29 protein-coding genes are annotated in these 25381 nt (G+C 41.4%); all 29 read right to left on the bottom strand.

Annotated elements, in window-relative coordinates:
- Positions 1-79: 79 nt before the first annotated feature.
- The 29 genes from NST09_RS08135 to fliF are packed head-to-tail and all read right to left on the bottom strand — an operon-like array spanning position 80 to position 25376.
- A complete protein-coding gene (locus tag NST09_RS08135; RefSeq protein WP_048001563.1) occupies positions 80-619 on the bottom strand; it encodes a hypothetical protein in 540 nt (179 codons plus the stop codon).
- A gap of 21 nt (positions 620-640) precedes the next feature.
- Entirely contained in the window at positions 641-1408 is a 768-nt protein-coding gene (locus NST09_RS08130) for a FliA/WhiG family RNA polymerase sigma factor (protein ID WP_007499565.1), read from the bottom strand.
- 24 nt (positions 1409-1432) lie between these two features.
- Complete coding sequence (locus NST09_RS08125; RefSeq protein ID WP_007499566.1) at positions 1433-1933, bottom strand: chemotaxis protein CheD; 501 nt, start codon at positions 1931-1933, stop codon at positions 1433-1435.
- The gene (locus NST09_RS08120) at positions 1933-2559 is read right to left on the bottom strand and encodes a chemotaxis protein CheC (RefSeq protein ID WP_007499567.1); all 627 of its coding nucleotides are present in this window, start codon (positions 2557-2559) and stop codon (positions 1933-1935) included. The genes NST09_RS08125 and NST09_RS08120 overlap by 1 nt, the downstream gene beginning before the upstream one ends.
- Positions 2560-2571: 12 nt before the next feature.
- Positions 2572-3033: a chemotaxis protein CheW gene (locus NST09_RS08115; RefSeq protein WP_007499568.1), complete on the bottom strand. Its 462-nt coding sequence runs from the start codon at positions 3031-3033 to the stop codon at positions 2572-2574.
- Between the two features lie 24 nt (positions 3034-3057).
- Positions 3058-5085 (bottom strand): chemotaxis protein CheA, encoded by a 2028-nt coding sequence (locus NST09_RS08110; RefSeq protein ID WP_007499569.1) that lies wholly within the window; start codon positions 5083-5085, stop codon positions 3058-3060.
- Between the two features lie 5 nt (positions 5086-5090).
- Positions 5091-6173 carry a chemotaxis response regulator protein-glutamate methylesterase gene (locus tag NST09_RS08105; RefSeq protein WP_008344775.1) on the bottom strand — a complete coding sequence of 361 codons (1083 nt, stop codon included), beginning with the start codon at positions 6171-6173 and terminating at the stop codon, positions 5091-5093.
- A complete protein-coding gene (locus NST09_RS08100) occupies positions 6170-7075 on the bottom strand; it encodes a MinD/ParA family protein (RefSeq protein ID WP_017359082.1) in 906 nt (301 codons plus the stop codon). The genes NST09_RS08105 and NST09_RS08100 overlap by 4 nt, the downstream gene beginning before the upstream one ends.
- The gene (gene flhF / locus NST09_RS08095) at positions 7072-8190 is read right to left on the bottom strand and encodes a flagellar biosynthesis protein FlhF (protein WP_210552434.1); all 1119 of its coding nucleotides are present in this window, start codon (positions 8188-8190) and stop codon (positions 7072-7074) included. The genes NST09_RS08100 and flhF overlap by 4 nt, the downstream gene beginning before the upstream one ends.
- The gene (gene flhA, locus NST09_RS08090; protein ID WP_007499573.1) at positions 8190-10223 is read right to left on the bottom strand and encodes a flagellar biosynthesis protein FlhA; all 2034 of its coding nucleotides are present in this window, start codon (positions 10221-10223) and stop codon (positions 8190-8192) included. Before flhA ends, flhF begins: the two co-directional genes overlap by 1 nt.
- A gap of 29 nt (positions 10224-10252) precedes the next feature.
- On the bottom strand, positions 10253-11341 hold the full coding sequence (flhB, locus tag NST09_RS08085) for a flagellar biosynthesis protein FlhB (RefSeq protein WP_007499576.1): 1089 nt from the start codon (positions 11339-11341) through the stop codon (positions 10253-10255).
- Positions 11338-12117 carry a flagellar biosynthetic protein FliR gene (gene fliR / locus NST09_RS08080; protein WP_007499578.1) on the bottom strand — a complete coding sequence of 260 codons (780 nt, stop codon included), beginning with the start codon at positions 12115-12117 and terminating at the stop codon, positions 11338-11340. Before fliR ends, flhB begins: the two co-directional genes overlap by 4 nt.
- A gap of 6 nt (positions 12118-12123) precedes the next feature.
- Positions 12124-12393 carry a flagellar biosynthesis protein FliQ gene (gene fliQ, locus NST09_RS08075; protein ID WP_003211206.1) on the bottom strand — a complete coding sequence of 90 codons (270 nt, stop codon included), beginning with the start codon at positions 12391-12393 and terminating at the stop codon, positions 12124-12126.
- Between the two features lie 16 nt (positions 12394-12409).
- Complete coding sequence (gene fliP, locus NST09_RS08070) at positions 12410-13075, bottom strand: flagellar type III secretion system pore protein FliP (protein WP_007499580.1); 666 nt, start codon at positions 13073-13075, stop codon at positions 12410-12412.
- Positions 13068-13727, bottom strand: a complete 660-nt coding sequence (fliZ, locus tag NST09_RS08065) for a flagella biosynthesis regulatory protein FliZ (protein ID WP_191218854.1) — start codon at positions 13725-13727, stop codon at positions 13068-13070. The genes fliP and fliZ overlap by 8 nt, the downstream gene beginning before the upstream one ends.
- A gap of 18 nt (positions 13728-13745) precedes the next feature.
- Positions 13746-14108 (bottom strand): response regulator, encoded by a 363-nt coding sequence (locus NST09_RS08060; protein ID WP_007499584.1) that lies wholly within the window; start codon positions 14106-14108, stop codon positions 13746-13748.
- A gap of 27 nt (positions 14109-14135) precedes the next feature.
- Positions 14136-15257, bottom strand: coding sequence for a flagellar motor switch phosphatase FliY (gene fliY / locus NST09_RS08055; protein WP_116306859.1), 1122 nt, complete (start codon positions 15255-15257; stop codon positions 14136-14138).
- Positions 15247-16245 carry a flagellar motor switch protein FliM gene (fliM, locus tag NST09_RS08050; RefSeq protein WP_007499590.1) on the bottom strand — a complete coding sequence of 333 codons (999 nt, stop codon included), beginning with the start codon at positions 16243-16245 and terminating at the stop codon, positions 15247-15249. Before fliM ends, fliY begins: the two co-directional genes overlap by 11 nt.
- Before the next feature lie 32 nt (positions 16246-16277).
- On the bottom strand, positions 16278-16706 hold the full coding sequence (gene fliL, locus NST09_RS08045; RefSeq protein WP_007499592.1) for a flagellar basal body-associated protein FliL: 429 nt from the start codon (positions 16704-16706) through the stop codon (positions 16278-16280).
- Positions 16703-16918: a flagellar FlbD family protein gene (locus NST09_RS08040; protein ID WP_008344794.1), complete on the bottom strand. Its 216-nt coding sequence runs from the start codon at positions 16916-16918 to the stop codon at positions 16703-16705. Before NST09_RS08040 ends, fliL begins: the two co-directional genes overlap by 4 nt.
- Positions 16919-16955: 37 nt before the next feature.
- A complete protein-coding gene (gene flgG, locus NST09_RS08035) occupies positions 16956-17747 on the bottom strand; it encodes a flagellar basal body rod protein FlgG (protein WP_017359086.1) in 792 nt (263 codons plus the stop codon).
- 21 nt (positions 17748-17768) lie between these two features.
- The gene (gene flgD, locus NST09_RS08030; protein WP_017359087.1) at positions 17769-18212 is read right to left on the bottom strand and encodes a flagellar hook assembly protein FlgD; all 444 of its coding nucleotides are present in this window, start codon (positions 18210-18212) and stop codon (positions 17769-17771) included.
- On the bottom strand, positions 18212-19534 hold the full coding sequence (locus NST09_RS08025; protein ID WP_342493499.1) for a flagellar hook-length control protein FliK: 1323 nt from the start codon (positions 19532-19534) through the stop codon (positions 18212-18214). The genes flgD and NST09_RS08025 overlap by 1 nt, the downstream gene beginning before the upstream one ends.
- Positions 19535-20221: a MotE family protein gene (locus NST09_RS08020; protein ID WP_065460337.1), complete on the bottom strand. Its 687-nt coding sequence runs from the start codon at positions 20219-20221 to the stop codon at positions 19535-19537.
- A 12-nt stretch (positions 20222-20233) separates the two neighbouring features.
- Complete coding sequence (fliJ, locus tag NST09_RS08015; protein ID WP_024720352.1) at positions 20234-20677, bottom strand: flagellar export protein FliJ; 444 nt, start codon at positions 20675-20677, stop codon at positions 20234-20236.
- A gap of 8 nt (positions 20678-20685) precedes the next feature.
- The gene (gene fliI / locus NST09_RS08010) at positions 20686-22002 is read right to left on the bottom strand and encodes a flagellar protein export ATPase FliI (protein ID WP_046526654.1); all 1317 of its coding nucleotides are present in this window, start codon (positions 22000-22002) and stop codon (positions 20686-20688) included.
- Positions 21999-22763: a flagellar assembly protein FliH gene (gene fliH, locus NST09_RS08005; RefSeq protein ID WP_072367267.1), complete on the bottom strand. Its 765-nt coding sequence runs from the start codon at positions 22761-22763 to the stop codon at positions 21999-22001. Before fliH ends, fliI begins: the two co-directional genes overlap by 4 nt.
- Positions 22756-23772: a flagellar motor switch protein FliG gene (fliG, locus tag NST09_RS08000; protein ID WP_008344808.1), complete on the bottom strand. Its 1017-nt coding sequence runs from the start codon at positions 23770-23772 to the stop codon at positions 22756-22758. Before fliG ends, fliH begins: the two co-directional genes overlap by 8 nt.
- An 11-nt stretch (positions 23773-23783) precedes the next feature.
- Positions 23784-25376: a flagellar basal-body MS-ring/collar protein FliF gene (gene fliF / locus NST09_RS07995; RefSeq protein WP_007499608.1), complete on the bottom strand. Its 1593-nt coding sequence runs from the start codon at positions 25374-25376 to the stop codon at positions 23784-23786.
- Positions 25377-25381: the final 5 nt, after the last annotated feature.

Here is a 25381-nt window from a genome sequence, read left to right as displayed (position 1 = left end):
CTTCATACGAATCATTAAGCGTGTGTATTTAACACCAAGAAATAATATAACACATGATGGACTGACAATCAAGAATCCTTTACAGCTTTCCGCTAAATTTTAATAAAAGCTCGATTTCTGTCTTGCCCGTTTTTAATTCTTTGGCTATTTCTTCTAATGATAGCCCTTGATCATATAAGGCCTTTACTTGATCCTCAAATGTTTCTTCTATTTCACTTTCAGAAGGCGCAGAAGCTTCTGTTTCGAGACTTGAAACGGGTTCGTTTACCTTCTCTTCCTGCACCTCAACTTCGCTAAGGAGAGCCGACAGGTGCTCTGGAACTGGATCTTCACTTTCTACCGATTGCAGGGATTCAATTGGTGGTTGTGGCTGCTTTGGTGTCTGAAGATCCGATTTCAGCTCTTCAGCAGAAAAATCAGGGGAAGTGGCTGCAGCTTTTGATAGTTTTTCATTCTCTTCTTTGACTTCCATCAAAAATGCAGCCAGGGTATTTTCCGTTTCTTCTAAAAGCTCTCGCTGCTTTTGTTCTGTTGCCTTCAGCGAATTCATTCTCGTGTATAAAATGATCACAAAATAAATAAGTGCAGCATGAAGCATAAAGCTAATCAGCCATAGCATATTTTTTCACTCACTAACTCTTTAAGATTGAATGGCTTTATCAAGCAGATGCTTAAGCTTGAACAATGCCTTTGAATGAATTTGCGAAATGCGGGAGGTCGATAAATTAAGCACTTGACCAATTTCCGTTAACGTCAATTCCTCTTTATAGAAAAGACTAATCACAAGCTTTTCTTTTTCCGAAAGCTCTGTCATTTTTTCGGCAAGCTGTTCAATTAATTCATCTTTCAGCATTTTTTCTTCAGGTGTCACAGTCTTTTCGTCGCGAATCATGACTTGAACGTTTTCTCCGTCTTCTTGATCATGCAGCTTCTCATCAATCGAGAGCAAATTCGCAAAGAACCCTTCATTCATCGTTGTGACCACATCTTGTTCACTCATGCCGAGTTCTTCAGCAACCTCTGTTGGTGTCACATTTCGCAAATATCGCTGTTCAAGCTTTTCAATTGCCGCTTCTACTTTTTTTGTTTTTTCTCTTGATGTACGAGGCAGCCAGTCCTCTTTACGAAGACCGTCGATGATGGCCCCGCGAATTCTGAAGGATGCATATGTATCAAACTTCAGATCTCTTCCGGGGTCAAATTTTTCAAGGGCATCATATAAACCGAGCATCCCTAGACTGATCAAGTCTTCTTTGTGCACTGACTTCGGGAGACCGATGGAAATTCTTCCAACATGATATGTGACGAGCGGCATATAGCGGCGCATAAGATCATCTCCAGCAGCTGGGTCCTTCCACTCTTTCCATCTAGCCCATAGCGCCTGATCTTCGTAATTTAAGGATTGCATCTTTCTCCCCCTATACTTCCTTAGTTATATCTTCATAATGCCTTGTTTCACAGTGCGGATCTCAAGTTCTGTTGTAAGCGGATCGAATTCAATCGTGCGTCCATTGTTTCCGCCCGTGTCCTCACTAATGATCGGGATATGATGAAGAGACAGATGTTCTTTCACAGCTGATACATTTCTAGGTCCAATTCTCATCAGATCATTGGTTGACTTAAATTTAAACATTTCTGCGCCGCCGGCAAGCTTCGCTTTTAGCGCATGTTTGCGCGCTCCTTCTTTTAAGAGCAGATCAATTGTATGCTTGACACCTGTATCTGCATACTTAGCCAAGTTCTCTACCGCTCCTTTTGAAAGAGAGGAGTCTGGAAGCATGACATGGACAAGTCCTGCCAGTTTTTTTTCTTGGTCAAAAAGGACAAGTCCTACGCAAGAACCGAGACCGGATGTCCGAATACGGTCCGGTGTTTTCACAAGCTGAACATCCGCTATACCAACCTTTACAACTGCCGGAATCTGCACGTTCATTATAGGTTACCTAATGCTTTGAATAGTTTTTCAAACGATTCAAAGTCTGGTAATAGAAACATATTTCCTTTCAGCTCTTGCTGATTTTGATCATCAAAAATAGATGTATCAATCACAATCGCCTGATCGCCGAGAGGGCTAAACTGCATTAATCCCTCACTAATGACAGCCCCAAACATGTCGAGCGTGACATCTGGAACACTTGGGTGAAGCTGCAGTTTTGTTAAATCGGCAAGTGCTGATAAATAAGAGCCTGCTAAAATATTTCCTAACTCATGAAGCGCTGATGTTCCTAGCATGTGTTCATGAATCGTATCAATATCAAATGCTGGGTCCTGAACAAGCTCTCTTACAAATTGTTCAGCTTGTTCAAACGGCATAATGAAAAAGATTGAACCGGTAAGATCACCCTCCATTCGCAAAAAGATACTGGCAACTGGAAGGTCTGCTCCACCAAAGAAATCCATTAAATCTTCAAACGAGAGAACTTTGACAAAAGGAACAGCCATATCAATTTTGCGATTCAATAGGCTGGCAAGAGCAGACGCTGCATGGCCTGCTCCGATATTCCCAACCTCACTTAATATATCTAGCTGTTCATCTTTAATTTCATTGAAAATGCTCATTTCACATCCCCCTTAATGAACAGGTGCATCTTGCACGCTCTTGTCGAGGACCGCACCAGCATGAATGATATTGAATAGGCGCTGATCATGCTTAATAATACCTGTCACCCATGACAGTCCTTCTTTTTCAGCTGTATCAGTAGAAGATTCTACCTCTTCCTGATGAACAGTAATGACATCATTTGCTTCATCAACAATCCAGCCGACTTCAATGTCACCAACTTGTACAATAATCATTCTTGTTTCGTCTGTAATCTCGTTGTCAGTTGATCCAAGTCTCACTCTAAGGTCAATGACAGGTGTCACGACACCACGTAGATTAATGACACCGCATATATAAGGGGCAACGCCAGGAACTCTTGTCGGCTGCTGCCATTTTTCAATGGACTTTACTTCTGATACTGAAATGGCGTATTCTTTTTTGTTTACGATAAACACAATCATCTTTTCGCCAGTTTTGATATCTGTACTCATTTCAGACCGCTCCTCTATTGTTTTTTACTTAATCAGTGCATTACAGTCAACGATGAGTGCAACCTGACCGTCACCTAAGATTGTTGCGCCTGATATCGCAAATACGTTTGGTAGGTAATCTCCAAGTGATTTCAATACAACCTCTTGCTGACCGATAAACGAATCGACCACAAATGCTGTTAGCTTGTCTCCTTTACGGACAACAATAATGTGCAGTTCTTCTTCTAAATCATTCGCATTTGGTACGTTGAACTGTTTCTTCAAGTACACAACCGGTACGATAAATCCACGGAAATCAATGACTTCACGATCATGCGTTTGAAGGATGTCACTCTTCTTAATGACAGCCGTTTCTATAATAGAAGAAATCGGAATAGCAAATGTTTCTTCCTCTAGTTTCACAAGAAGTACGGAAATGATCGATAATGTGAGTGGAAGCTGAATTGAGAACAGTGAGCCTTGACCTTCTGTTGAGTTAATACTCACAGAACCACCTAATGATTCGAGCTTGTTTTTCACAACGTCAAGACCTACACCTCGGCCCGAGATATCAGAAATCGTATCAGCTGTAGAGAACCCTGCTGCAAAGATCAATGAATCAATTTGGTGATCTTCAAGCGTTTCCGCTTCTCTTTCTGTAATAACTCCGCGCTCTAATGCTTTTTCAAGGACCTTTTTACGGTTAATTCCGCCGCCATCATCTTCGACTTCAATGAAGACATGGTTTCCGCTATGATATGCTTTTAAAAGAACAGTTCCTTTTTCTGGTTTGCCTTTTTTCACACGTTCTTCTGGTGATTCAATCCCGTGATCGAGACTGTTTCTAAGTAAGTGTAAGAGCGGATCGCCAATTTCATCGATCACTGTTCGATCAAGCTCTGTCTCAGCACCTTCAATGATCAGTTCAATTTTCTTATTGAGCTCTTTCGTCAATTGACGAATCATACGTGGGAATCTGTTAAACACCGTTTCTACAGGCACCATTCTCATGTTTAAGATGATCGATTGCAGGTCTCCAGAAATACGGGACATTCTTTCCACTGTATCCGTGAGTTCGTTGTTTTCAAGTTCTTTGGCAATCTGTTCTAAACGCCCTCTATCAATGACAAGCTCTTCAAACAGGTTCATAAGTGAATCTAGACGATCAATGTTGACACGGATCGTTTTCGTTCCGCCGGCAGCTGCACCGTTATTGCCATTTGCTTTTGGCGCATCGTTTGCTGGCGCTTTAGCAGCAGGCGCTGCGGCTTCTTCATTTTTCTGCTCAGGTTTCTCTGCTTTTGTTTCAGCCGGAGCCGCTTCTTCAAAGGCAGAGACTTCAGAAATCTCCACTTGTTCAACCTCTGAGATCGCTGTCACGATTTTTTTCACTTCTTCCATCGGCTGTTTCGATAAGTAAGAAATGCTGAATTCAGATTCAAAATCTTCTGATTCTAAAAGTTCTGCATTCGGAACCGTTTTGACAACTTCTCCTGCTTCGTTCAGTCTTTCAAAAATCATATAGACACGAACGGCTTTTAATAAGCATGCGTCACTTAATGTCACGTTCAGCTCATAACATTTAAAGCCTTGTTCTCTCGCTTCATCAAGAACTGTTCGTTCAAATTCGTTATAGTCTAGGTCGCTTGCAGCTGATGATGCTTCAGCAGTCTCAACGGCAGATGCTGTTTCTGCATGGCTTCCTGTCACATCTAGTTTTTTACTAATCTCCGTGACATCACGTTTTCCATCCCCGCCCTCTGCAATCGATTGAACCATTGCTTCAAGGTGATCGAGTGCTTCAAACATCGTATCCATTGATTCAGGAGTGACAATCATTTGTTCGTTTCTGATGGCATCAAACATGTTTTCTAAATGATGTGTTAATTGAGCCATATCATCAAAGCCCATCGTTGCACTCATGCCTTTCAGTGTATGAGCGGCTCTGAATATATCATTCACTAGCTGCAAGTCTGTTGGGTTCTTTTCTAATTCAAGAAGTTTTTCATTACAAGTTTGTAAGTGTTCTCTGCTTTCATCTAAAAAGATATCTAAGTATTGGTTTACATCCAACGTGTTCACGCCCTCTCTTTTTTCATGGAGCTTATAATTGCATGTGCGATGTCATCCACATGCCTTGTTTCATGTGCAAGGCCTGCTTTAATGACTGATTTAGGCATTCCGAAAACAACACATGATTCTTCTTTTTCTGCAATGACTTTTGTATGACCGCTTGCGACCATTTTTTTGACACCTTCTGTGCCGTCACTACCCATTCCTGTCATAATGACAGCGATTTTCTCGTAACCTTTTATGTTGCTGATGGATTCAAATAAATAGTTAACAGAAGGTTTGTGACGGCTGTCAGTGTCTTCTGGGGACAGCCTGATCACTAAAGCTGCCCCTTGTTCATGAAGTGACATATTCAATCCACCAGGAGCTATGTAAGCCACTCCATTTTTAGCGATGTCTCCATCTTGAGCTTCTTTGATTGTAATTTGTGATAAATGATCTAATCTAGTAGCCAGCGATGCCGTAAATCCTGCCGGCATATGCTGCACAATCAAAATCGGCGCCTCTATGTCTTTTGGCAGCTTCGTGACGACTCGTTGAAGCGCCCTAGGCCCTCCCGTAGAAGTTCCGATTGAAATAATCTTTCGGAGTGATGAGCCGCTTCTTACTTCTTGCAGGCGGGGAGCGGCCGCTGGAATTGGACTTGGCGGCTTCATGAACGGCTTAGGAGAAACTTGTTTCTCAGTACGTTTTCTAGACAGGCCTGCCGCAAGTACCCGCTCTACAATTTGACCTCTTACTTTGTGTAAATCGAGCGAAATACTTCCTGAAGGCTTTGTCACAAAGTCAAAAGCACCGAGTTCTAAGCAATGGATGGTTAATTCCTTCCCTTGCTTCGTCTGGCTTGACACCATAATCACAGCAAGGTCGTGTTCAGCCAGAATTTGTTTTAATGCTTCTGTTCCATTTAGAACAGGCATTTCCACATCAAGTGTGACAACATCTGGATTCAATTCCTTAATCCGTTTTAAGGCATCTTCTCCATTTCTCGCCGTTCCGACGACTTCAATTTCTTGCTCGGCACTTAGGAAATCACTGATGAGTTTTCTCATAAAAGCCGAGTCATCTACTACAAGCACTCTAATCATGAGTCCACCTTCCTCCTTTTAAAAAAAGAGGACAACTTATCTATAAACGTATGCTGCTCTCTCTGTGCCTCTCTTATCTGCTGATGATAAAGTGTTTCAGCCAGCATTTTAATGGTTTTACTTAGCCTTGAATGAGGCTGTTTCATATAAAATGGTATTTGTTCAGTGACTGCTTTAGGAACAGCAGGATCATCAGGTACCGCACCAGCAAACACAAGCTTTCGGTGTAGAAATGACGTCACTACTCCCGCTAATTTCCGGTACGTTTCAGATCCTTCCGAAGGGGTTTTACACCGGTTGACAATGATTTGAACAGACTGTTCAAACTGATGAATGGCTAAGTGCTTAATTGCGCTGTATGCATCCATGATGGATGTTGGTTCTGGCGTTGTCACAACGACCACCTCACCTGCCGATAAGACAAAAGGGAGTTGATCTTTTGACAATCCTGCACCCATATCAAAGAATATACAATCAAAGTCATTCAATATTTTCTCCATCTCTTCTAAAAAGAACGACCATTGATCTTTGTCTAAAGAAAACAGCTGTTCAAGCCCGCTTCCGCCAGAAATGTAATACAGATTGTCCGTTCCTTTTGTCATAGCCGCTTGGAAGGATTTTTTTCTAACAAGCACGTCTAATATAGAGCTGGTCGATGTTTTCCCTAGTAAAATATCAATATTCCCCATGCCAAAGTCGAGGTCGATGATGAGCACTTGCTTGCCCGTACTTGCGATAGACAGTGCCATATTCAGCGTCAAATTCGATTTACCTACTCCGCCTTTACCGCTCATGACAGCAATGGTTTTCGCCTGTCCATTCGCACGAAGAGAGTTCGGTACAATCAGTTGATTCTGCTGAACAAGCTTTCTTAAACCTTCGGCTTGGTCAGGCTTCATCATTGTAAGACCATCCTTGTCAAATCAAGGGGGGAACTCTCAAGAATATCCTCAGGCACATTTTGGCCATTTGTTAAAAACCCTAGCCCGATTTGAGATTCTGCAATGATTTGAAAGATCGTTCCCATCGTGTCTGTTTCATCAACTTTTGTGAAAATAAATTGATCGATTGGAACATGTTCAAATCGATTGACCATGGCTTTCATATCTTGATATTTCGATGTCGCACTCATGACGAGAAAACTTTGAATGCTTTCATCAAATGGAATGATATCTGTCAGCTCTTTGATGTACGCCTCTTCTTTAAAGTTACGGCCTGCTGTATCGATGAAAATATGATCATAGTCTTTAAAGGTCTGCTGTGCTTTCACAAAGTCCTCTCTTGAATAACAAACTTCAAGAGGTGCATTCAGCAGTTCAGCATATGTTTTTAGTTGTTCAATCGCTGCAATCCGGTACGTATCTGTTGTGATAAAAGCAATTTTCTTTTGCTGCTGAATGGCTGTTTTCGCAGCAAGCTTTGCAATCGTTGTGGTTTTACCAGCACCAGTTGAACCAAACAACACAATGTATTTCGAACGAATCATCGGCTCATCAGAAGTGTGAGCCGGCAGCATCCCTGTGAGTAGTTTTTCAAGTTCTTTTTCAATCTGCTCTTCTTTCACAGCACCTTTTGTTAAAAGACCCTTTAAGCACTCATCTCGAATCTCATCATCAAGACCTTGATCCTTTAGCTTTTGATCCATTTTCATGAGAGAATCCGGCAAGATCCCGGCATGGCGTTCGTTTCTTGCATATTCTAAAGGCTGAGAATGAGAAGGCGCTGCTTTAACTGCTTGAGTGGCAGCCGACAGCTCTTGCGTAAGATGTTGAATCTGCTCCTTTTTCGGTAACACCGGGATAGGCGCAGCTGCTGGTTGTAATCCTTTACCGGCTCTTTCTTCAAAATCTTGATCCAGCACTGCAATCACTTCGACCATTTGCTGTTTCTTTAAACCGAACAGCTTTCGTTTGACAACGGTTTTCGAATTTAATATGACGGCATCCTTCCCAAGCTGCTGCCTGATTTGGATCGTTGCCTCCTGCATAGAATTCGCTGTGATTTTTTTCATTTTCATTAGATATCCACCACTCCGATGCTCTGTACTTCCACATTTGCTTCTAGTTCGTTATAAGATAGTACCGGTAAATCTGGGAAATATCTTTCTAACAACTGTTTGACGTACATTCTTATAGGAGGTGAGCATAATAGAACCGGCGTTTCCTGACGAAGCGAAAGCTGTTCAATTTCTCTCGCCACTGATTGAATCACACTTTCAGAGGATTCTGGATCTAACGATAAGTAGTTCCCATGCTCCGTTTGCTGCACGCTGTCTGCAATCACCTTTTCGACTCGGCCTGAGCATGTCACGACTTTCAGTGATTCATTTTCTCTTGCATACTGTGCAGTAATCTGTCTTGCAAGTGCCTGTCTAACATACTCTGTTAGCAAGTCAGTATCAGTCGTTAATTTTCCGTAGTCTGCAAGGGTCTCAAAAATGGTCACAAGGTTTCGAATGGAGACCTTTTCTTTCAGAAGCTTTGCAAGTACTTTTTGGATATCCCCGACTGCTAGTGGATTCGGTGTTACCTCATCTACTAAAACTGGATAACTTTCTTTCAGATGATCGATTAATTGCTTCGTTTCTTGGCGTCCAAGCAGTTCATGGGTGTTTTGTCTAATCTTCTCTGTGATGTGGGTAGACACAACAGATGCTGGATCGACCACTGTATACCCAAGCATTTCAGCCTGATCTTTTTCTGCTTCTGATATCCATTTTGCCGGCAGACCAAAGGATGGTTCGATTGTTTCAATTCCTTCAATCGGATCATCATCAGGCGTTGGGGACATCGCTAAGTAATGATCAAGCAGCAGCTCTCCTTTTGCCACTTCGTTCCCTTTTATTTTGAGCCTGTATTCATTCGGGTTCAGCGCAATGTTGTCTCGAATACGGACAACTGGAATGACAAGACCTAGTTCAAGAGCAAGCTGCCTTCTGATCATCACAATTCGGTCTAGCAGGTCTCCGCCTTGATTGGCATCTGCAAGTGGAATCAATCCGTAGCCAAATTCAAATTCAATGGCATCCATTTGCAGGAGATGAATGACACTTTCTGGACTTTTCATCTCTTCTACCTCTGCCTGTTCTTCCAGTACTTCTTCAATCTCTTCTTGATCCTGTTTGTTTTTCGACATCATGTACGCACCGAGTGCAAGTAAACCTGCGATCGGCCCTGTCAAAAGTACGCCAATTGGCGTAAACAAACCAAGCAGGAAGATCGTACCTGCTGTGACGTAAAGCATGGCAGGGAAGGCAAAGAGCTGACCCGTAATGTCTGAACCAAGGTTTCCGTTAGAAGCCGCTCTCGTGACAACAATCCCTGTCGCTGTTGAGATGAGAAGTGCAGGGATTTGCGACACAATTCCGTCCCCTACTGTTAAAAGAGTAAAGTGGGAAGCTGATTCTTGAATCGACATTCCTTGCTGAATCATCCCAATAATGATTCCAAAAATAATATTGATAATAACGATGATAATACCTGCGATGGCATCCCCTTTAACGAACTTACTTGCACCATCCATCGCACCATAAAAGTCTGCTTCTCTTGCTACTTTTTCACGGCGGTTTCTAGCTTCACTTTCTGTCAGCATTCCTGCATTCAAATCTGCGTCAATACTCATCTGTTTACCTGGCATCGCGTCGAGTGTAAATCTGGCCGCAACCTCTGATACACGCTCCGCCCCTTTCGTGATGACAACAAACTGAATAATGATCAGAATAAGGAAGACAACCAGACCAACGAGTATATTGCCCCCAACAACAAATGATCCAAACGTTTCTACAACCTTACCAGCATCTCCAGTTGATAAAATAGAACGGGTTGTAGAGATGTTAAGCCCTAAACGAAACAGTGTTAAGAGCAAAAGTAACGATGGAAAAATGGAAAATTGCAGTGGTTCTTGCATGTTCATTGTGGTGAGAAGCACGATAAGCGCAAGAGAAATATTAATAATGATTAAAATACTTAATAGGACGGGCGGAAACGGTATGACCAGCATCGCCACGATTAAAATAACACTGAATAAAACAGATAAATCTCTTGCTGACATGCCTGTTCTCTCCTTTTAAAACCAAAAATTCATAAAATCTTTTGTTTCGTTTTATATACGTAAGCCAAAATTTCTGCGATCGCCTTAAAATATTCTTCAGGCACCGCTTGGTTGATATCCACTTGATCGTAGAGGGCGCGGGCGAGTGGCCGGTTCTCTACAGTCATAACATCATGTTCTTTCGCAATTGTTCTAATTTTCAAAGCCAAAATATCCGTTCCCTTTGCCACAACAAACGGCGCGTCCATCTTTTCTTCGTCATATTTCAAGGCAATTGCGTAGTGGGTCGGGTTTGTAATGATGACGTCCGCTTTTGGGACTTCCTGCATCATCCGTCTCATGGCCATTTCCCTTTGCCGCTGTTTAATTTTTGATTTTATGAGCGGGTCACCCTCTGATTTTTTATACTCATCTTTGATGTCTTGTTTAGACATCCGTAAGTTTTTTTCATAATCAAATTTCTGATACATGTAGTCAAGCCCAGCTAAGATGAGAAGAGCACCTGCTGCATATAGACCCATAATCAAGGTCATATTTGCCACGAAATGAAGGGTTTCCTCTGCAGTGAGTAGAGGGAGCCGCAAGATTTCGTCAAAGTGCATCCATAGAGCGATAAATGTCGCAAAACCAACAAAACCAATTTTTAAAATGGATTTTAATAGCTCAACGAGTGCTCGAATACTGTATATTCGTTTAAACCCTTTGATTGGATCAAGCTTTTCTAATTTGGGCTTGATCACTTCAGTTGAAAAGAGAAACCCAACTTGTAAATAGTTACTGATGATCCCTGCCAGCATCCCAACACCAAGAATTGGCATGAGGAGGAGACCTGTCTCTTGAAGCAATTCCAAGAATAACTGGTGAATATTAGATGTGCTAACCTTCATTAGCATGGTTGTTGAATAAAAACGTTCAATGAGCGCAATAATACGCTCTTTCATAAAAGGCCCAATAAAAAAGAATGATAAAAAGATTAGTAGAAATGAGATGGCTGTATTGACGTCGGTACTTTTGGCAACCTGTCCTTTTTTACGTGAATCCCGTCTCTTTTTCGGTGTTGCTTTTTCTGTTTTTTCACCTGCGAAAAATTGCAAGTCGAGTCTAAGTCTTGTCGTCATGACGAACCACCGACCAATGCTAAGAAATTCCTCATGGTGAGCACAATCGTTTCAAATGTATTTTGGACGACTCCGAAGATAACACCCATACAAATGATGATCATAATAAAACTCACGCCCATTTTAATGGGAAGTCCAACGACAAATACGTTCATCTGAGGAACTGTACGTGCCACAATTCCTAATGCCAAATCGACTAAAAACAAACTAGCCACAACAGGTGCTGAGATTTGAAAGGCTATGATGAACATTTGGTTGAAACTCTTTGCGATAAAATAAGCAAAGGATTCACTGCCGAAGTTCAGCGCATACTGATCAACTTGAATATATTGAAAACTGTAATAGATTCCATCAAGTAGCAAATGATGTGCATTTGTTGCCAGCATCAGCAGCAAGGTAACCGTATAAAAAAACTGCCCCATCAGCGGCGTTTGCGCCCCTGTTTGTGGATCAATAATATTGGCGATTGCAAAACCCATTTGAAAATCGATGAACGAGCCGGCAATTTGAACTGCGGATACCATGATATATGCAATCAGTCCAAGAAGAAGTCCGACCATTGCTTCTTTCACGGCAAGCATCATGTAAAGACCATCGATATCGAGTGCTGGCGGTTCTTTAATGGTGCTAAAACTAATGACAGCCAAAAACAGTGAAAAACCAACTCTGTGAACTGCTGGTATCGTTCGATGCGCTAGTAGCGGCACTGTCACGAAAAAAGCGGTGATCCGAATGAAAACGAGAAGAAAGGCAGGAAATAATTCTATGATTGACATCTCTGATTAACCTGCAAATCGATCTAAATTCGAGAACAGCTCTGTTGTAAATGACACAATTGTTGAAAGCATCCACGGACCAAACACAACAAGTCCAATGAGCACTGCAACAATTTTTGGAATGAACGCAAGCGTCTGTTCTTGGATTTGGGTTGTCGCCTGAAACACACTGACAATTAGTCCCACGATTAGTGCGAGCGCAAGAAGCGGCCCGCTGACAAGTAATACAACATACACTGATCTTTCAGCCATCGTAATGACAAATTCTGAACTCATGTTTTAAGCACCTACTCTAAAAGCTTTGCAGCAAAGATTTAACAATCAAATACCATCCATCAACTAATACAAATAACAATATTTTGAAAGGGAGCGATATCATAACCGGCGGAAGCATCATCATCCCCATCGACATCAGGACACTTGCGACCACCATGTCAATAATTAAAAATGGAATAAAAATCATAAAACCAATTTGAAATGCCGTCTTTAATTCTGAAATTGCAAACGCTGGTACCATCGCCGTTAAAGGAATATCTTTAATCGATTCAGGGGTATCCATTTTTGCGTAACTAAGAAATAAAGCCAAATCTTTCTGTCTCGTATGTTTACTCATAAACTCTTTAATTGGCACTTCGGCTTTTTCATAGGCCTGATTTAACGTAATATCATCATTTAAAAGCGGCGTGAGTGCCTCTTTATTAATCTCTGAGAACGTGGGTGCCATAATAAAAAATGTGAGAAACAAAGCAAGTCCTACAAGCACTTGGTTTGGCGGCATTGAGTTGGTTGCAAGTGATGTTCTGACGAACGAAAGAACAATCACAATCCGTGTAAAACAGGTCATTAAAATAAGAATGCCTGGTGCAACTGAAAATACAGTTAACAATAAAAGCAGACGGACAGATGTGCTAATATTCCCTGCGCCACTGGAATTAAATAAATCGATAAACTCATTCATTTTGTTTCGGGCCTTTCTTTCTGACTTCTGATTGGGTCTTTTTCAATTCGGCTAGCTGCGCCTTTAAATTGGCTGAAAAAGAAGAAGTGTTCGGCTGATCGTGTTTCTTCACTTGCGATGTTAATTTTTGCATCATTTTCGGTAAGTCAGTCTTACTTTCCATCGCTTCTTCGTATTGTTTCACAATCGCTTCGCATTCTTGTTCATCATCGATTTCTTTTAGCAGCTGGATTGAGTCTGCTACGCCGACAACTAATACTCGTTTGCCCACTTTGATCAGCTGAACTGAACGATTTTGACCAACCGTCGTTCCGCCAATATTTTCAACATAGCGAAATGGCTTGAGTAAGCGGTTTTGCTTTCCAACAAATCTCACCAATCCGTAAATGAGCAGGATGACAAAAAGTAAGGCACCAATCATTTTGACAAAATCCATAATGGAGACAGAAGAAGAGGGAACTTCTTCTGCCGGATTCGTTTGATTGTCAGTGGTTTTCTTTTCTGTATCCTTTTTGCTTTCTTTCTCATCTTTGAGCCAGTCATTCACTGTGCCATTTTCAGGATCTTTTGTTTCAGCAAACAGTGAGGCTGGCTGCGCTGTCAAGAAAAGCATAAAACTGATCATTGCTATACATATCAAACGTTTTTTCAACAAGTCTTACACCCTTTTTTAGCCTAACGTTTTATTAATTGCTTCAAGTACACGATCTGCCTGGAATGGCTTCACGATAAAGTCTTTTGCACCTGCTTGAATGGCATCAATAACCATTGATTGTTGTCCCATCGCTGAGCACATAATGATTTTTGCAGAAGCATCGATTTGTTTAATTTCTTTTAATGCTGTGATCCCGTCCATTTCTGGCATTGTGATATCCATTGTGACTAGATCAGGAGATGTTTCTTTATATTTTTCAACAGCTTGTGCGCCGTTTTCTGCTTCTCCTACTACATCAAATCCGTTTTTTACAAGAATATCCTTAATCATCATTCTCATGAATGCTGCATCATCTACGATTAATACCTTAGTAGCCATTTACTTATTCTCTCCCTATATGTTTGTTTATTTTAAATTAGAAAGTCTTTCAGACTGACTTAAAATGTCAGTCACACGTACGCCAAAGTTCTCATCAATGACAACAACTTCTCCTTTGGCGACGATTCGTTTGTTGACCAGAATGTCGACTGGCTCACCTGCAAGTTTGTCCAGTTCAATGATACTTCCAGCGGAAAGTTCAAGTACTTCTTTCACACTGCGCTGCGTTCTTCCAAGCTCCACTGTAATGGAAAGTGGAATATCCATCAGCATATCAAGATTACCGAGCTGACTTGTTGTATGCTGAGGCTCACTGAATGCCTCAAATTCAACTGGCGCCACATTGACAGGTTCTGCCGGCTTTGGCTTCGCATGTCTTTTCGGCGGTGCCGATTGCTGCATAGGAGCAGATTGTGCTTGCGGAGCAGCCTGCTGTGGTTCAGGTGCACTCTGAGGTGCTTCTTGAACCGGCTCTTCTTCCGCTGGGTCTGTTAATTCTGCAATCAAATCTTTCGCAAACGTAATAGGGTAAAGCTGCATAATATTTGAATCTATGAGTTCACCTATCGTTAATCTAAAGGACACTTTGACAAGCATCTCTTCAGCTGGAATGCGGTCTGTGCCTTCTCCTTCTTTCACATCAAGCAGCTCAACGCGAGGCGGAGAAATATCAATCTTTTTATTAAAGACTGTTGACATGGACGTCGCTGCTGAACCCATCATTTGGTTCATCGCTTCTTGTACTGCACTTAAGTGAATTTCACTTAACGACGGGTCAGCATTTGTTCCATCTCCGCCCATCATTAAATCCGCAATGACTGCCGCATCGGTTTGCTGGATGACAAGCAGGTTACTAGCGCTGAAGCCTTCCGTATAATTCACTTCAATTGCGACATACGGATGAGGAAATTCCTCATTCAGCTTGCTTTTTTGAATCACTGTGACAGTTGGAGTTGTAATCTCCACTTTTTGACTTAATAGGGTTGAAAGTGCTGTTGCAGAGCTTCCAAATGATATATTTCCGATTTCCCCAATGGCATCTTGTTCCATTGCAGAAAGGAGTGTATCAGGCTCTATATCGTCATTGCTGCCTCCTTTAAGGAGCGCATCGATTTCATCTTGTGATAATTTACTTCCGTTATTCTCCATCTTCTTCACCTCTTATGTCGTGATCTAGAATTTGAATCGCCTGTTTCCGATTCACGCGGCCGGCCTGTCCCAAGAATTTCGGTTTATTTCCGACCATAACAGTAAGAGGCGCATTTACTGGTTTGTCCAAGGCAATACAATCACCAATTTCCAAATTCAAAAACTCTTCCACCGTCATTTCCGATTGTCCAAGCTCTGCGACTACCGGTATTTTCGCCGTCATAATCCGTTTTTCAATGGCCTTTGTTTCTTCTTTTTTCGGTTCATTTCGCTCCGATTGCATCCAGTAGTGTACAGACAGCTTCGGAATAATAGGCTCTAATACTACGTGAGGAATACAGAGGTTAATTACCCCGCTTACCTCACCAATTTGTGTATTAAGAGAAATGACGACAACTGTTTCGTTTGGTGACACCATTTGAACAAACTGGGGATTTACCTCGAAATCTGCCATTTCTGGCTCGATGTCGGTTATGGACTGCCACGCTTCTCTGTAGTTTTCCAAAGCTCCCTCAAACATGTTTGAGATAATCTTTGTTTCGATTTCTGTCAGTGATTCTGTCTTATTATGACTAATGCCAATCCCACCCATCAGCCTATCCATCATGGCATAGCCAATCGTTGGGTTCACTTCAAGCATGATTCTTCCTTCAAGCGGGCTGACGTAAAATAAGTTTAATAATGTCATATTAGGAATCGAACGAATAAATTCTTCATATGGCACTTGGTCAACCGAGCTGACAGAAATTTGAATATATGATCTTAGCTGCGCTGAAAAGTGTGTGGTAAGCAGTCTAGCGAAGTTATCATGAATTCTTGTTAAACTTCGAATCTGGTCTTTTGAAAAGCGCAGTGCACGTTTAAAGTCATACACTTTCACTTTTTTCGTCGTTTCTTCTTTTTTCAGCTCTTCTGCATCCATTTCGCCTGTTGATATGGCGGATAATAATGCGTCGATCTCATTCTGGGAAAGCACTTCTCCTGACATTTCTTCACCTCCATCGTGTCAATTAATCGCCTCTATTGCAGATTAAAGGAGGTTATATAAACTTCTTTCACCTTGCCATCTTGCAAATAGTTATTCACTTTGTTTTTGACCTGTGTTTTAAAATGTTCTCTGCCTTTTTTGCCATCAAGTTCATCTGCATTCGTGTCTGATAAAATGTCAATCACGGCATCTTTCACTTGGAAGCTTCTTTTTTCAAGCTCTTCTTTGGCTTTTTCTGAATCTGTTTCAATATTTAGTACAAGTTTAACCGCATTTCCTTCAGATTTTAAATTGGTCACAATCTCAGGAATTTCAACAGAAGCTTTTACGACTTCATCTGCTGTTGGCTCTTTTTCTGCTTTTGCTTCGTCTGACCCATTCACCAGAAAGACAATACCTGCTCCAATTCCGACGATAGCAATAATCATGATTAGCATTACTACGACTAATTTCTTCTTCATTCAAACTCCTCTATTCCTTGATTCAATGAAATGACTTGGATTTTTCTATAGAAAGAAATGATTTTCTCCTGAAGCTGCTCTTCATCTTCTTTCACAACGAATTTCTTTCCATTGGCGAGTGTAATGGTCGTGTCTGGAAAGCTTTCGATTTGCTCGATATGGAGAGCGTTGAGCATAAATCCTTTGCCATTTAATCTTGTCACTTCAATCATATTAAGCAGAGAAGCGATAAACCGCTCCCCCTACCTCCTATCGTTTCAGATTCACAAGTTCTTGCAGAATTTCATCAGATGTTGTGATCGTCTTTGCATTCGATTGGAATCCACGCTGTGCGATAATCATTTCTGTAAACTCGTCTGTTAAATCAACGTTTGACATTTCAAGTTTACCTGTTTGGACGACGCCCGTTCCTTGTTCACCTGGTACGATTGGATTACTTGGAGCACCTGAGCTTAACGTTTGGCGGTAAAGGTTGTCACCAACTTTGTCTAGCCCTCCTGCGTTACGGAAAGATACGAGTGATATTTGACCAACGGTTCTTGATACATTGTTTTCAACAACCGAAATCGTTCCATCTGGACCAACACTTACACTTGAAACACCGTCTGGAATCGTTATCTTTTGTCCATTCATTCCAAGTAGATAATTTCCATCAGGGGTGACTAAGCTTCCCTCTGAATCAGTGTCGAAATTTCCTGTTCTTGTATAAAGAACTTCTCCTTGAACTTCAATACGGAAAAAACCATCTCCATTGATATAGAAGTCGTAAGGTTCATTTGTATTTTGAGAAGATCCCGCTGACATGATTTTATCGATTGAAGATAAAGATGACCCTAAACCAATTTGCTTTGAGTTGATTGAACCAGAGTTGTTCGTTGGCCCACCAGAACTTCCAATGGTTTGGCTGACCATATCTTTAAACGTGATACGGCTTTTTTTGTATCCGTGTGTGTTGACGTTGGCTACGTTGTTGGCTACAACATCTAATTTTGATTGGAAGTTTTTCATTCCACTAATTCCTGAGTAAAGTGAGCGTAACATTTATTTTCCTCCTCGATTTGCTTACGATTTTTCTCCAACAGTTGTAACGTCCCAAGGGCTGATTTTCGTTCCATCTTCTAAATATAGGAAGTATTCATTGTTTATGTTTTTCACAGACTTCACAGTGCCAGATATGTCTTTATCATCTTGTTTGCCTGCTACTTCTTTACCAATCCAGCCTACATATGTCGTAAATGGATCTTGGTGTGCAACAAATGTAGACATGATCTGATTCATTTTGGTGATCGATTCGTTCATATTCATTTGCTGTTCTAAAGAAGAAAATGTTGCAAGCTGTGTGACAAACTCACGGTCATCAATCGGGTTTGTCGGATCTTGGTTTTGAAGCTGCGTAAGCAAGATTTTCAAGAACTGATCTCGGCCAAGTGTATCTGTTTTCTTTGCTGCGTTTGAAGAAGTGTCCGCTTGTGCGGCTGTTCTATTCGTCGCATCAACAGTTGCCATTAGATCTCCTCCTCTTCTTCTTCTGATCCAACAAGCGCATCCAGTACATCTTGGAATTCAGCTTCCTGTTCATCAGGCTGCTGGAAACTTTGTCCTTTTGATGGCTGCTGCTTGCCTTCCTCATTAAATTGTCCAAAAGACGGCTGCTCATTTGACTGAAGCGGTATATGGAAACGGTCAACTTGAACCGACATATTCGGTAGCGCCTGCTTGAGCTGCGGCAGATGATGCTCGAGCAGCTCTTTTGCTGCTTGCGTTGAAGCTGTAATTTTACTCGCATACATTCCGTTTTGTTTCGTTAGCTGGATGGTAATAAACCCTAGATTTTCTGGATTTAATCGTACGGTAAACCGTCCGCTTGAATTGCCAAATGGTGTGAACTTCATTTGTTTCCACGTATTTAAAATCTGCTGATCAACCGTGCCTGGCTTTTCGTCAGTTGTTTGCGTCTGCTGCACAGGAGCAGCTGATTGCAGTTGGAAGAACTGTTTATGCCCTGGAAGCAGCGTATGGGTGATTGTTTTTTCAGAAGCAGGTGCCGTAGTGCCTTGACCTTTGGTGACTTCTTTTTTCATGAGCCATTCAAGTGAGGCAACACCTTTTGCTGGAGATGAGAAGGAAGATTCTTGCCTCGGAGCAACCATTTCTTTTAACTCTCCTAAGGAAATTTTCCACTCTTTATCTGCCCCTTTCGCATTCGCCATCATATGATCGATTAACTGATTAAAGTGTTTCAGCTCGCTTTGCGACATATTATTCAGCTTAGGTGCCGATCCTTGCGAGAAGAACTGCTCTTTTACTTGTTGAATGAGCTTTTCATCTGCTCCGTTTTTCGTTAGAAACTTGATGAAATCTTCACCTTTTGCTTGAATATCCTGTACAAGTTTTGCATCAAAGCTCACCGGCTGCTGATTCAGTATTTGATATAAGAAAAAGTGGACTTGTATGAGCTGTTCACTATGTTCAGCAACTGGCTTCTCATCCTGATCGCCATAGATAACCGATTCCATCTTTTGAAATAGCTCTTCAAGTGACTTTAAGTCAGCCCCCTCAAGCTTTTGACCTTGCAGCGCCTGAAGTGCAGCAAGAAGATCTCCATCTATTCCTTCTTCAGGTGATTGCATCCATTTTTCAATGATTTGCATCGCATCATTCATGGATAGATTGGTTTCCGCCGGCTGAGAAATAGCTGGACCACTTTGAATACCTGCGCCATTTAACAATTGTTTAAACAGGCCGCGAGCAGATACTGCCCCCTCTCCCTTTAGTCCCGAGAGACCTTGGGAAGATTGCTGTAAGGCTCCAATGTCCAATAGCTTCACTTATTGTCCACCTCCATTTTCACTTTCTTCTTTTTTGGCAAGCTCCTTCGTGAACGTTGCTGCCTTCTGAGGTGTCAGTTTTGCTAATATGTCCGTCAGCTTATTTTTACTCAGCTCTTCAAGGATCTTCAAAGCTTCTTTATCACTTAGCTCTGATAGAATTTTGGCAGATTTCCCTGCATCCATGCTTTCATAAATGCTGGCGACCTTTCCTTTTGATTGCTGATTAGAAGATGCTGACGAATCAGTTGAAGATCCTGATGCGTTATTACTTGATGATGTACTGCTTGATGAACTGTCACTTGCTGACGTGTTCTCTTTATCAGATGTTTTTTCAAGTGAATTGATTTTTTGATTCAATCGTTTAATCTCTTCATCACTTGTCTTCAAGTCTTTTTGAGCAATTTCAAGTTCATTCTCTTGTTCTTTAATCGTCTTTTTCAACGCTTTCAACTCTGTATCACGTTGATCGTTATTTGAAGATGACGTTTTTGATGTGTCATCTGATCCAATCAAGCTGCTAATCCCCGGAATGTTTTGGAGCGGTTTCTTTAGATCATAACCTGCCATATAAAGGATTGTGCCCGTTACAATCACAAGCACAACCAATGGGATAATGACAATAAACAAGATCCATTGAAATTTACCGCCGCCGCTTGATTCCTTTGTTTTTTCCTTCTTAGGCATTCATCTCGACTCCTAATGTCCTTGAAACATGAATTGGCTGATAGAGATATCATCCATTTCTTTCATTTCAATTGCCTTATGTTCAAGGGAGAACTTTTCAAATTGCTTTTCTTTCATTTTTTCAAACTTTTTAAACTCAATATTTTTTTCTGTTAAATCAGATTGTTTTTCATTCATTTGATGGCGTTTCATGATCACAAGCTGCTGATAATGATGAATGGTGTTATCTAAGTTCGTCACAAATTGCTGATAATGACGCATTTCTTGAACACTCATCCCACTTCTCAGCTTTTCTTCTTTGCTCTTTTCCATTAGCTCTTTTTTACTCATATTTTCATAGAGTTTTTCAGCGGCTTGCTCAAATGCTGAAACGGATTGTTGATACGCTGCGAGTGATTTGTCTTTTTCACTTTCTTTCAATTCTAAGAGCTTTTGAAATTTGTATTGATATCTCACTGTTTTTGTCAATCCTCTCTATTCATCAAACTGAGCAATATCCTCACGCTGTCTTCAATCGATACAGCCTCTTCAACGTCCTGCTTCAAAAATGAAATCAGTTGTGGGTAAGCTTGCATGGCCTCATCAATATCTTTAGAGGAGCCTTTTTTATATGCTCCAATGTTAATGAGGTCTTCAGCGTTTTGATATGTGGATAAAAGCTGGCGGAACCGGTTAGCCGCTTCCTTGTGATCATGACTTGCGATATTACTCATGACACGACTGATACTTTTCAGAATATTGACAGCTGGAAACTGTCCTTTGTTGGCCAGTGCACGATCAAGTACTATGTGGCCATCTAAAATCCCCCGCACTGTATCAGCGATCGGCTCATTCATATCGTCACCATCAACAAGCACTGTGTAAAACGCTGTGATGGAACCAAGTTGATTTGTACCAGTTCGTTCTAGCAATTTTGGCAGTATAGCGAACACTGAAGGCGTATATCCTTTTGTTGTTGGCGGTTCACCGGTTGCAAGTCCTATTTCCCGCTGTGCCATGGCGACCCTTGTGACAGAATCCATCATAAACATGACATTTTTGCCTCTGTCTCTGAAATATTCGGCAATAGCTGTTGCAGTATAGGCTGCTTTTAATCTTGTCAGTGCGGGCTGATCTGAAGTTGCGACAACAACAATCGAACGCTTCAGTCCTTCAGCTCCTAAATCTTTTTCGATAAACTCGCGAACTTCACGTCCACGCTCTCCAACAAGTGCAATGACATTGAGATCCGCTTCTGTCTGTTTGGCAATCATCCCCATCAGGGTACTTTTACCAACACCGCTTCCTGCGAATATGCCAATTCTTTGACCAGTGCCGACTGTGAGTAAGCTGTCGATCACTCTGACACCAACGCCCATTTTTTCACGAATAGGCGGTCTGTCCATCGGGTTTGGAGGAGATTGATCTGTTGAAACAGGTGCAAGTCCTTTAGGAAGCATGCTGCCGTCCAGTGGATCACCGAAAGCATCAACAACCTGCCCGATTAAACCAGTTCCTACTTTGACCTTTAACGACTCACCTGTTGCTTCAACAAGACTGCCTGGTGAGATGTTAGAGGCTTCTACGTAGGGCATGAGCAAAATGTTTTCATCTTTAAAGCCAACGACTTCTGCTTTGATCGGATGATTCTTGCTCCCTTTTTTGTGAATCAGACATACATCACCGATTGAGCTTTCTGGCCCCTTGGACTCGATCATCAGTCCAACAACTCGATTGACTTTACCAAAACGTTTATAAGGATCGGCGGTTTCAATCGTTTCTTTTAGCACATCTATGTTCATTTGTGATCACCTGAATCAATGACTTCTAATAACTTTTCTTTTAACTGATTCATTTGGGTATCAACACTCGCTTCCACTTTTCCAAAGCTTGTTTCGACGTAACAAGTACCTTTTGGTGCTTTTTCATCCGAGTAAATGGCAAGATGTGTATTCTTTTGAAGGATTCTATTTAATTCGTCTTTATATTCCATCACATGTTCGTAATGTGCAGGGTCGACATAGATGGAAATATCGTCATATTCTTTCACTTCTGAAATGACCTGCTTCACTAGCGTTAAAAATTGTTCTTTTGTGTCCTCAGCTGCATTCCATACGCGTTTAGCGAGCTCAAAGGCAAGTTCGACAATTTCTTCAGCAGAGCTTTCGATTTTTGCTTCATAGTCCTGCTTTGCAAGGCTGACAATGTCATTCGCTTGATCAAGAATCGATTGATACTGTAAATTCGCATCTGCTTCGCCCTTTTGAAAACCATCTTGATATCCTGTTTGTTTCGCTTCTTCAATGAGCTGTACTCTTTCTGTTTCAAAATCAGCTCGCCGCTGATTGATTTCAGCCATTGTTTGTTCCAGCTCACGATTTGCTTGTTCTAAAATACGGCTTGCTTCATCTTGCGCATCACTTAATACAAGCTGAGATGCTTCTGTCTCGTTGACAAGCTCTTCTTCGTGATGTTCTCTTTTGAATTCCACTTGCTGCAAGGGAATGGTTTGACGGCCTTGTTCAGGAATAACAGATGTTTCATGTTTGATAATCCTAGACAATGATATCGTCTCCTCCACCTCGAGCTATGACGATTTCTCCAGCCTCTTCAAGTCGTCTTACGATGCTGACAATACGAGTCTGTGCTTCCTCGACATCTCTAAGCCGGACAGGTCCCATAAACTCCATTTCTTCTTTGAACGTTTCGACCATACGTTGCGACATGTTGCGGAAGACAATTTCTTTGACCTCTTCGCTTGCCACTTTGAGTGCAAGTAGTAAATCGTCATTTTCAACATCTCGAATCACGCGCTGAATGGCTCTGCTATCAAGAGTGACAATGTCTTCAAAGACAAACATACGTTTCTTAATTTCATCAGCAAGCTCAGGATCTTGAATTTCCAGTGTATCTAAAATGGTTTTCTCCGTTGCACGGTCTACACCATTCAGGACTTCGACTACCGCTTCGACTCCGCCCGTTTGGGTATAATCTTGCGTAAAGGTTGAAGAGAGCTTTTGTTCAAGAATACGTTCCACCTCATTGATGATCTCTGGAGATGTGCGGTCCATTAAAGCAATTCTTCTTGCAACCTCGGTTTGTACTTCCTCGCCTAACTCAGATAAAATCTGTCCAGCCTGTACTGGATCTAGGTAGGAAAGAATGAGCGCAATGGTTTGTGGATGCTCATGCTGGATAAAGTTTAAAATTTGCTCTGGGTCAGCCTTTCTAGCAAAATCAAATGGTTTCACTTGAAGTGAGGATGTTAAGCGATTTAAGATGCTGTCCGCTTTGTCCTCACCAAGCGCTTTTTCAAGCACTTGTCTTGCGTACATAAGGCCGCCTTGTGATATGTAGTCCTGCGCGATGGCAATGCTGTGAAATTCTTCGATGATCTCATCTTTTTTAGCAGTATCTACACTTCTTACATTTGAAATTTCTAATGTTAATTTTTCTATTTCGTCTTCAGACAGATGTTTGTATACAGATGCTGACACGTCTAGCCCTAAGGAAATCATTAGGATTGCTGCTTTTTGTCTGCCTGTTAGTCGATTTGGATCTTTTCTCGACATGTGTATTCCTCCTAATCCTCGGACAGCCAGCTGCGTAGCAATTTAGCAAAGTCTTCTGGTTTATCTTTTGCCATTTTTTCAAGCTGATTTTTTCTCACCATTTCTTCTGTTTCTGGCTCAGTATCGATATCAGGAACATGAATTGGTGTACGTTCATCAAACTCAAACTCTTCTTCCTCATCTTTTCTTCGCTTACGTACGAGAAGGATAATGAGAGCGATAATGGCAAGTAGTAGCACACCGCCAACAATATAAACCCAAATCGGAATATTGTTTGAAGGGTTTTCTGCTGCCGTTTGCTGTTTACCGTCTAATTTTGATACAGATAAAACGATTTTGTTATCTAAGTCAGCTTGAGTGAGCGCTTGACCGTTTGTGTATTCTTTATCAATCGATGTACTGATGATGGTTGAAAGAATTTTTTTGATATCATCCTGCCTTTCAGCAGTTAATGAGGTCGGATCGTTTGCAGTAGGTGGTTCAACCAGTGCCTGAATGCCGACGTCTCTGATTTTATAAGGACTTTCTTTGATATCTTTATGAATGCGGTTGACTTCATAATTGATACGATCTTCGCTCTTTTCGTAATCTCCGCTTCCATTCGTTCCATCGGCACCTTGATAATTTGTGACATCATCGTCACCTGTTCCAGCGGTGCCTCCAGCTGCTGCGCCATTACCTGAATAAGTTTCAGCAATCTTTTCAGCGCTGACAGCAATTCCTTGCATGTTTTCTTGATCAACTGGTTCGACAAGATCTTCTTTTCTTTTTTCTTCAGTAAAATCAATGTCTGTAGTGACCGATACGGCAACTTTCTCTTGACCCATCATCGTTCCAAGCAGCTGTTGAATTTTTCGTTGAAGATTCTTTTCAATCTCCTCTTTTTTCTGCTGCTGTGCATCCATTCCACTTGCATAGGAATCTGAGCTGCTGTTTAAGTCATAGTAGTTGGAATCTTGGTCCATAATGACAATGTTTTCTGTTTTTAAATTCGGCACACTTTTTGAAATAAGATGATAAAGGCCTTTTACTTGTTGCTGAGTAAGCGTGTAGCCTGGCTGAACTTGCAGCACAATTGATGCTGATGCATTACTTTGCTCTTCTCCAACAAAAACGGAATCTTTTGGCAGGTTAATCATAACCTTTGAATCTTTAATCCCATCAATCGTGTTGATCAGATTGGATAGTTCTGTCTGAGTTGCGTCTACTTTCAGAACATCAAATTCATTATCTGTTAAACCGAAGCCGGAATTGTTCGCAAAGAAGGAGTAATCAATATTCCCCGTTTTAGGAAGCCCTTCTGATGCGAGTGTGACTTTTAAAGTGTCTGCTTGCTTTTCTGGAACTAAAATCGTCGTTCCGTTATTTGCAAGTTCCGATTTAACGTTTTTGCCATCCAGTTCCTGTTTGATTTGTCCTGCTTCTGCCTCAGACAAATCTCTAAACAACGGAACCATTTTTTCAGAAGAAGCAAAGATGCTAACAACCGTAATAATGATTGCTAGGGCAGCTACGCCGCCAATCATGAGTATTTTTTGTAATTTTGATCGATTTCGCCAAAACTCAACTGTTTTTGTTCTTAATTGCATTAAAGTACGATTCATCTTAA

It is taken from the genome of Bacillus sp. FSL W7-1346, from assembly GCF_038593335.1.
GTDB classification, from domain to species: domain Bacteria; phylum Bacillota; class Bacilli; order Bacillales; family Bacillaceae; genus Bacillus; species Bacillus altitudinis.
Note: the sequence above shows the minus strand (reverse complement) of the source record. Positions and strands in the feature narration are given on the sequence as shown.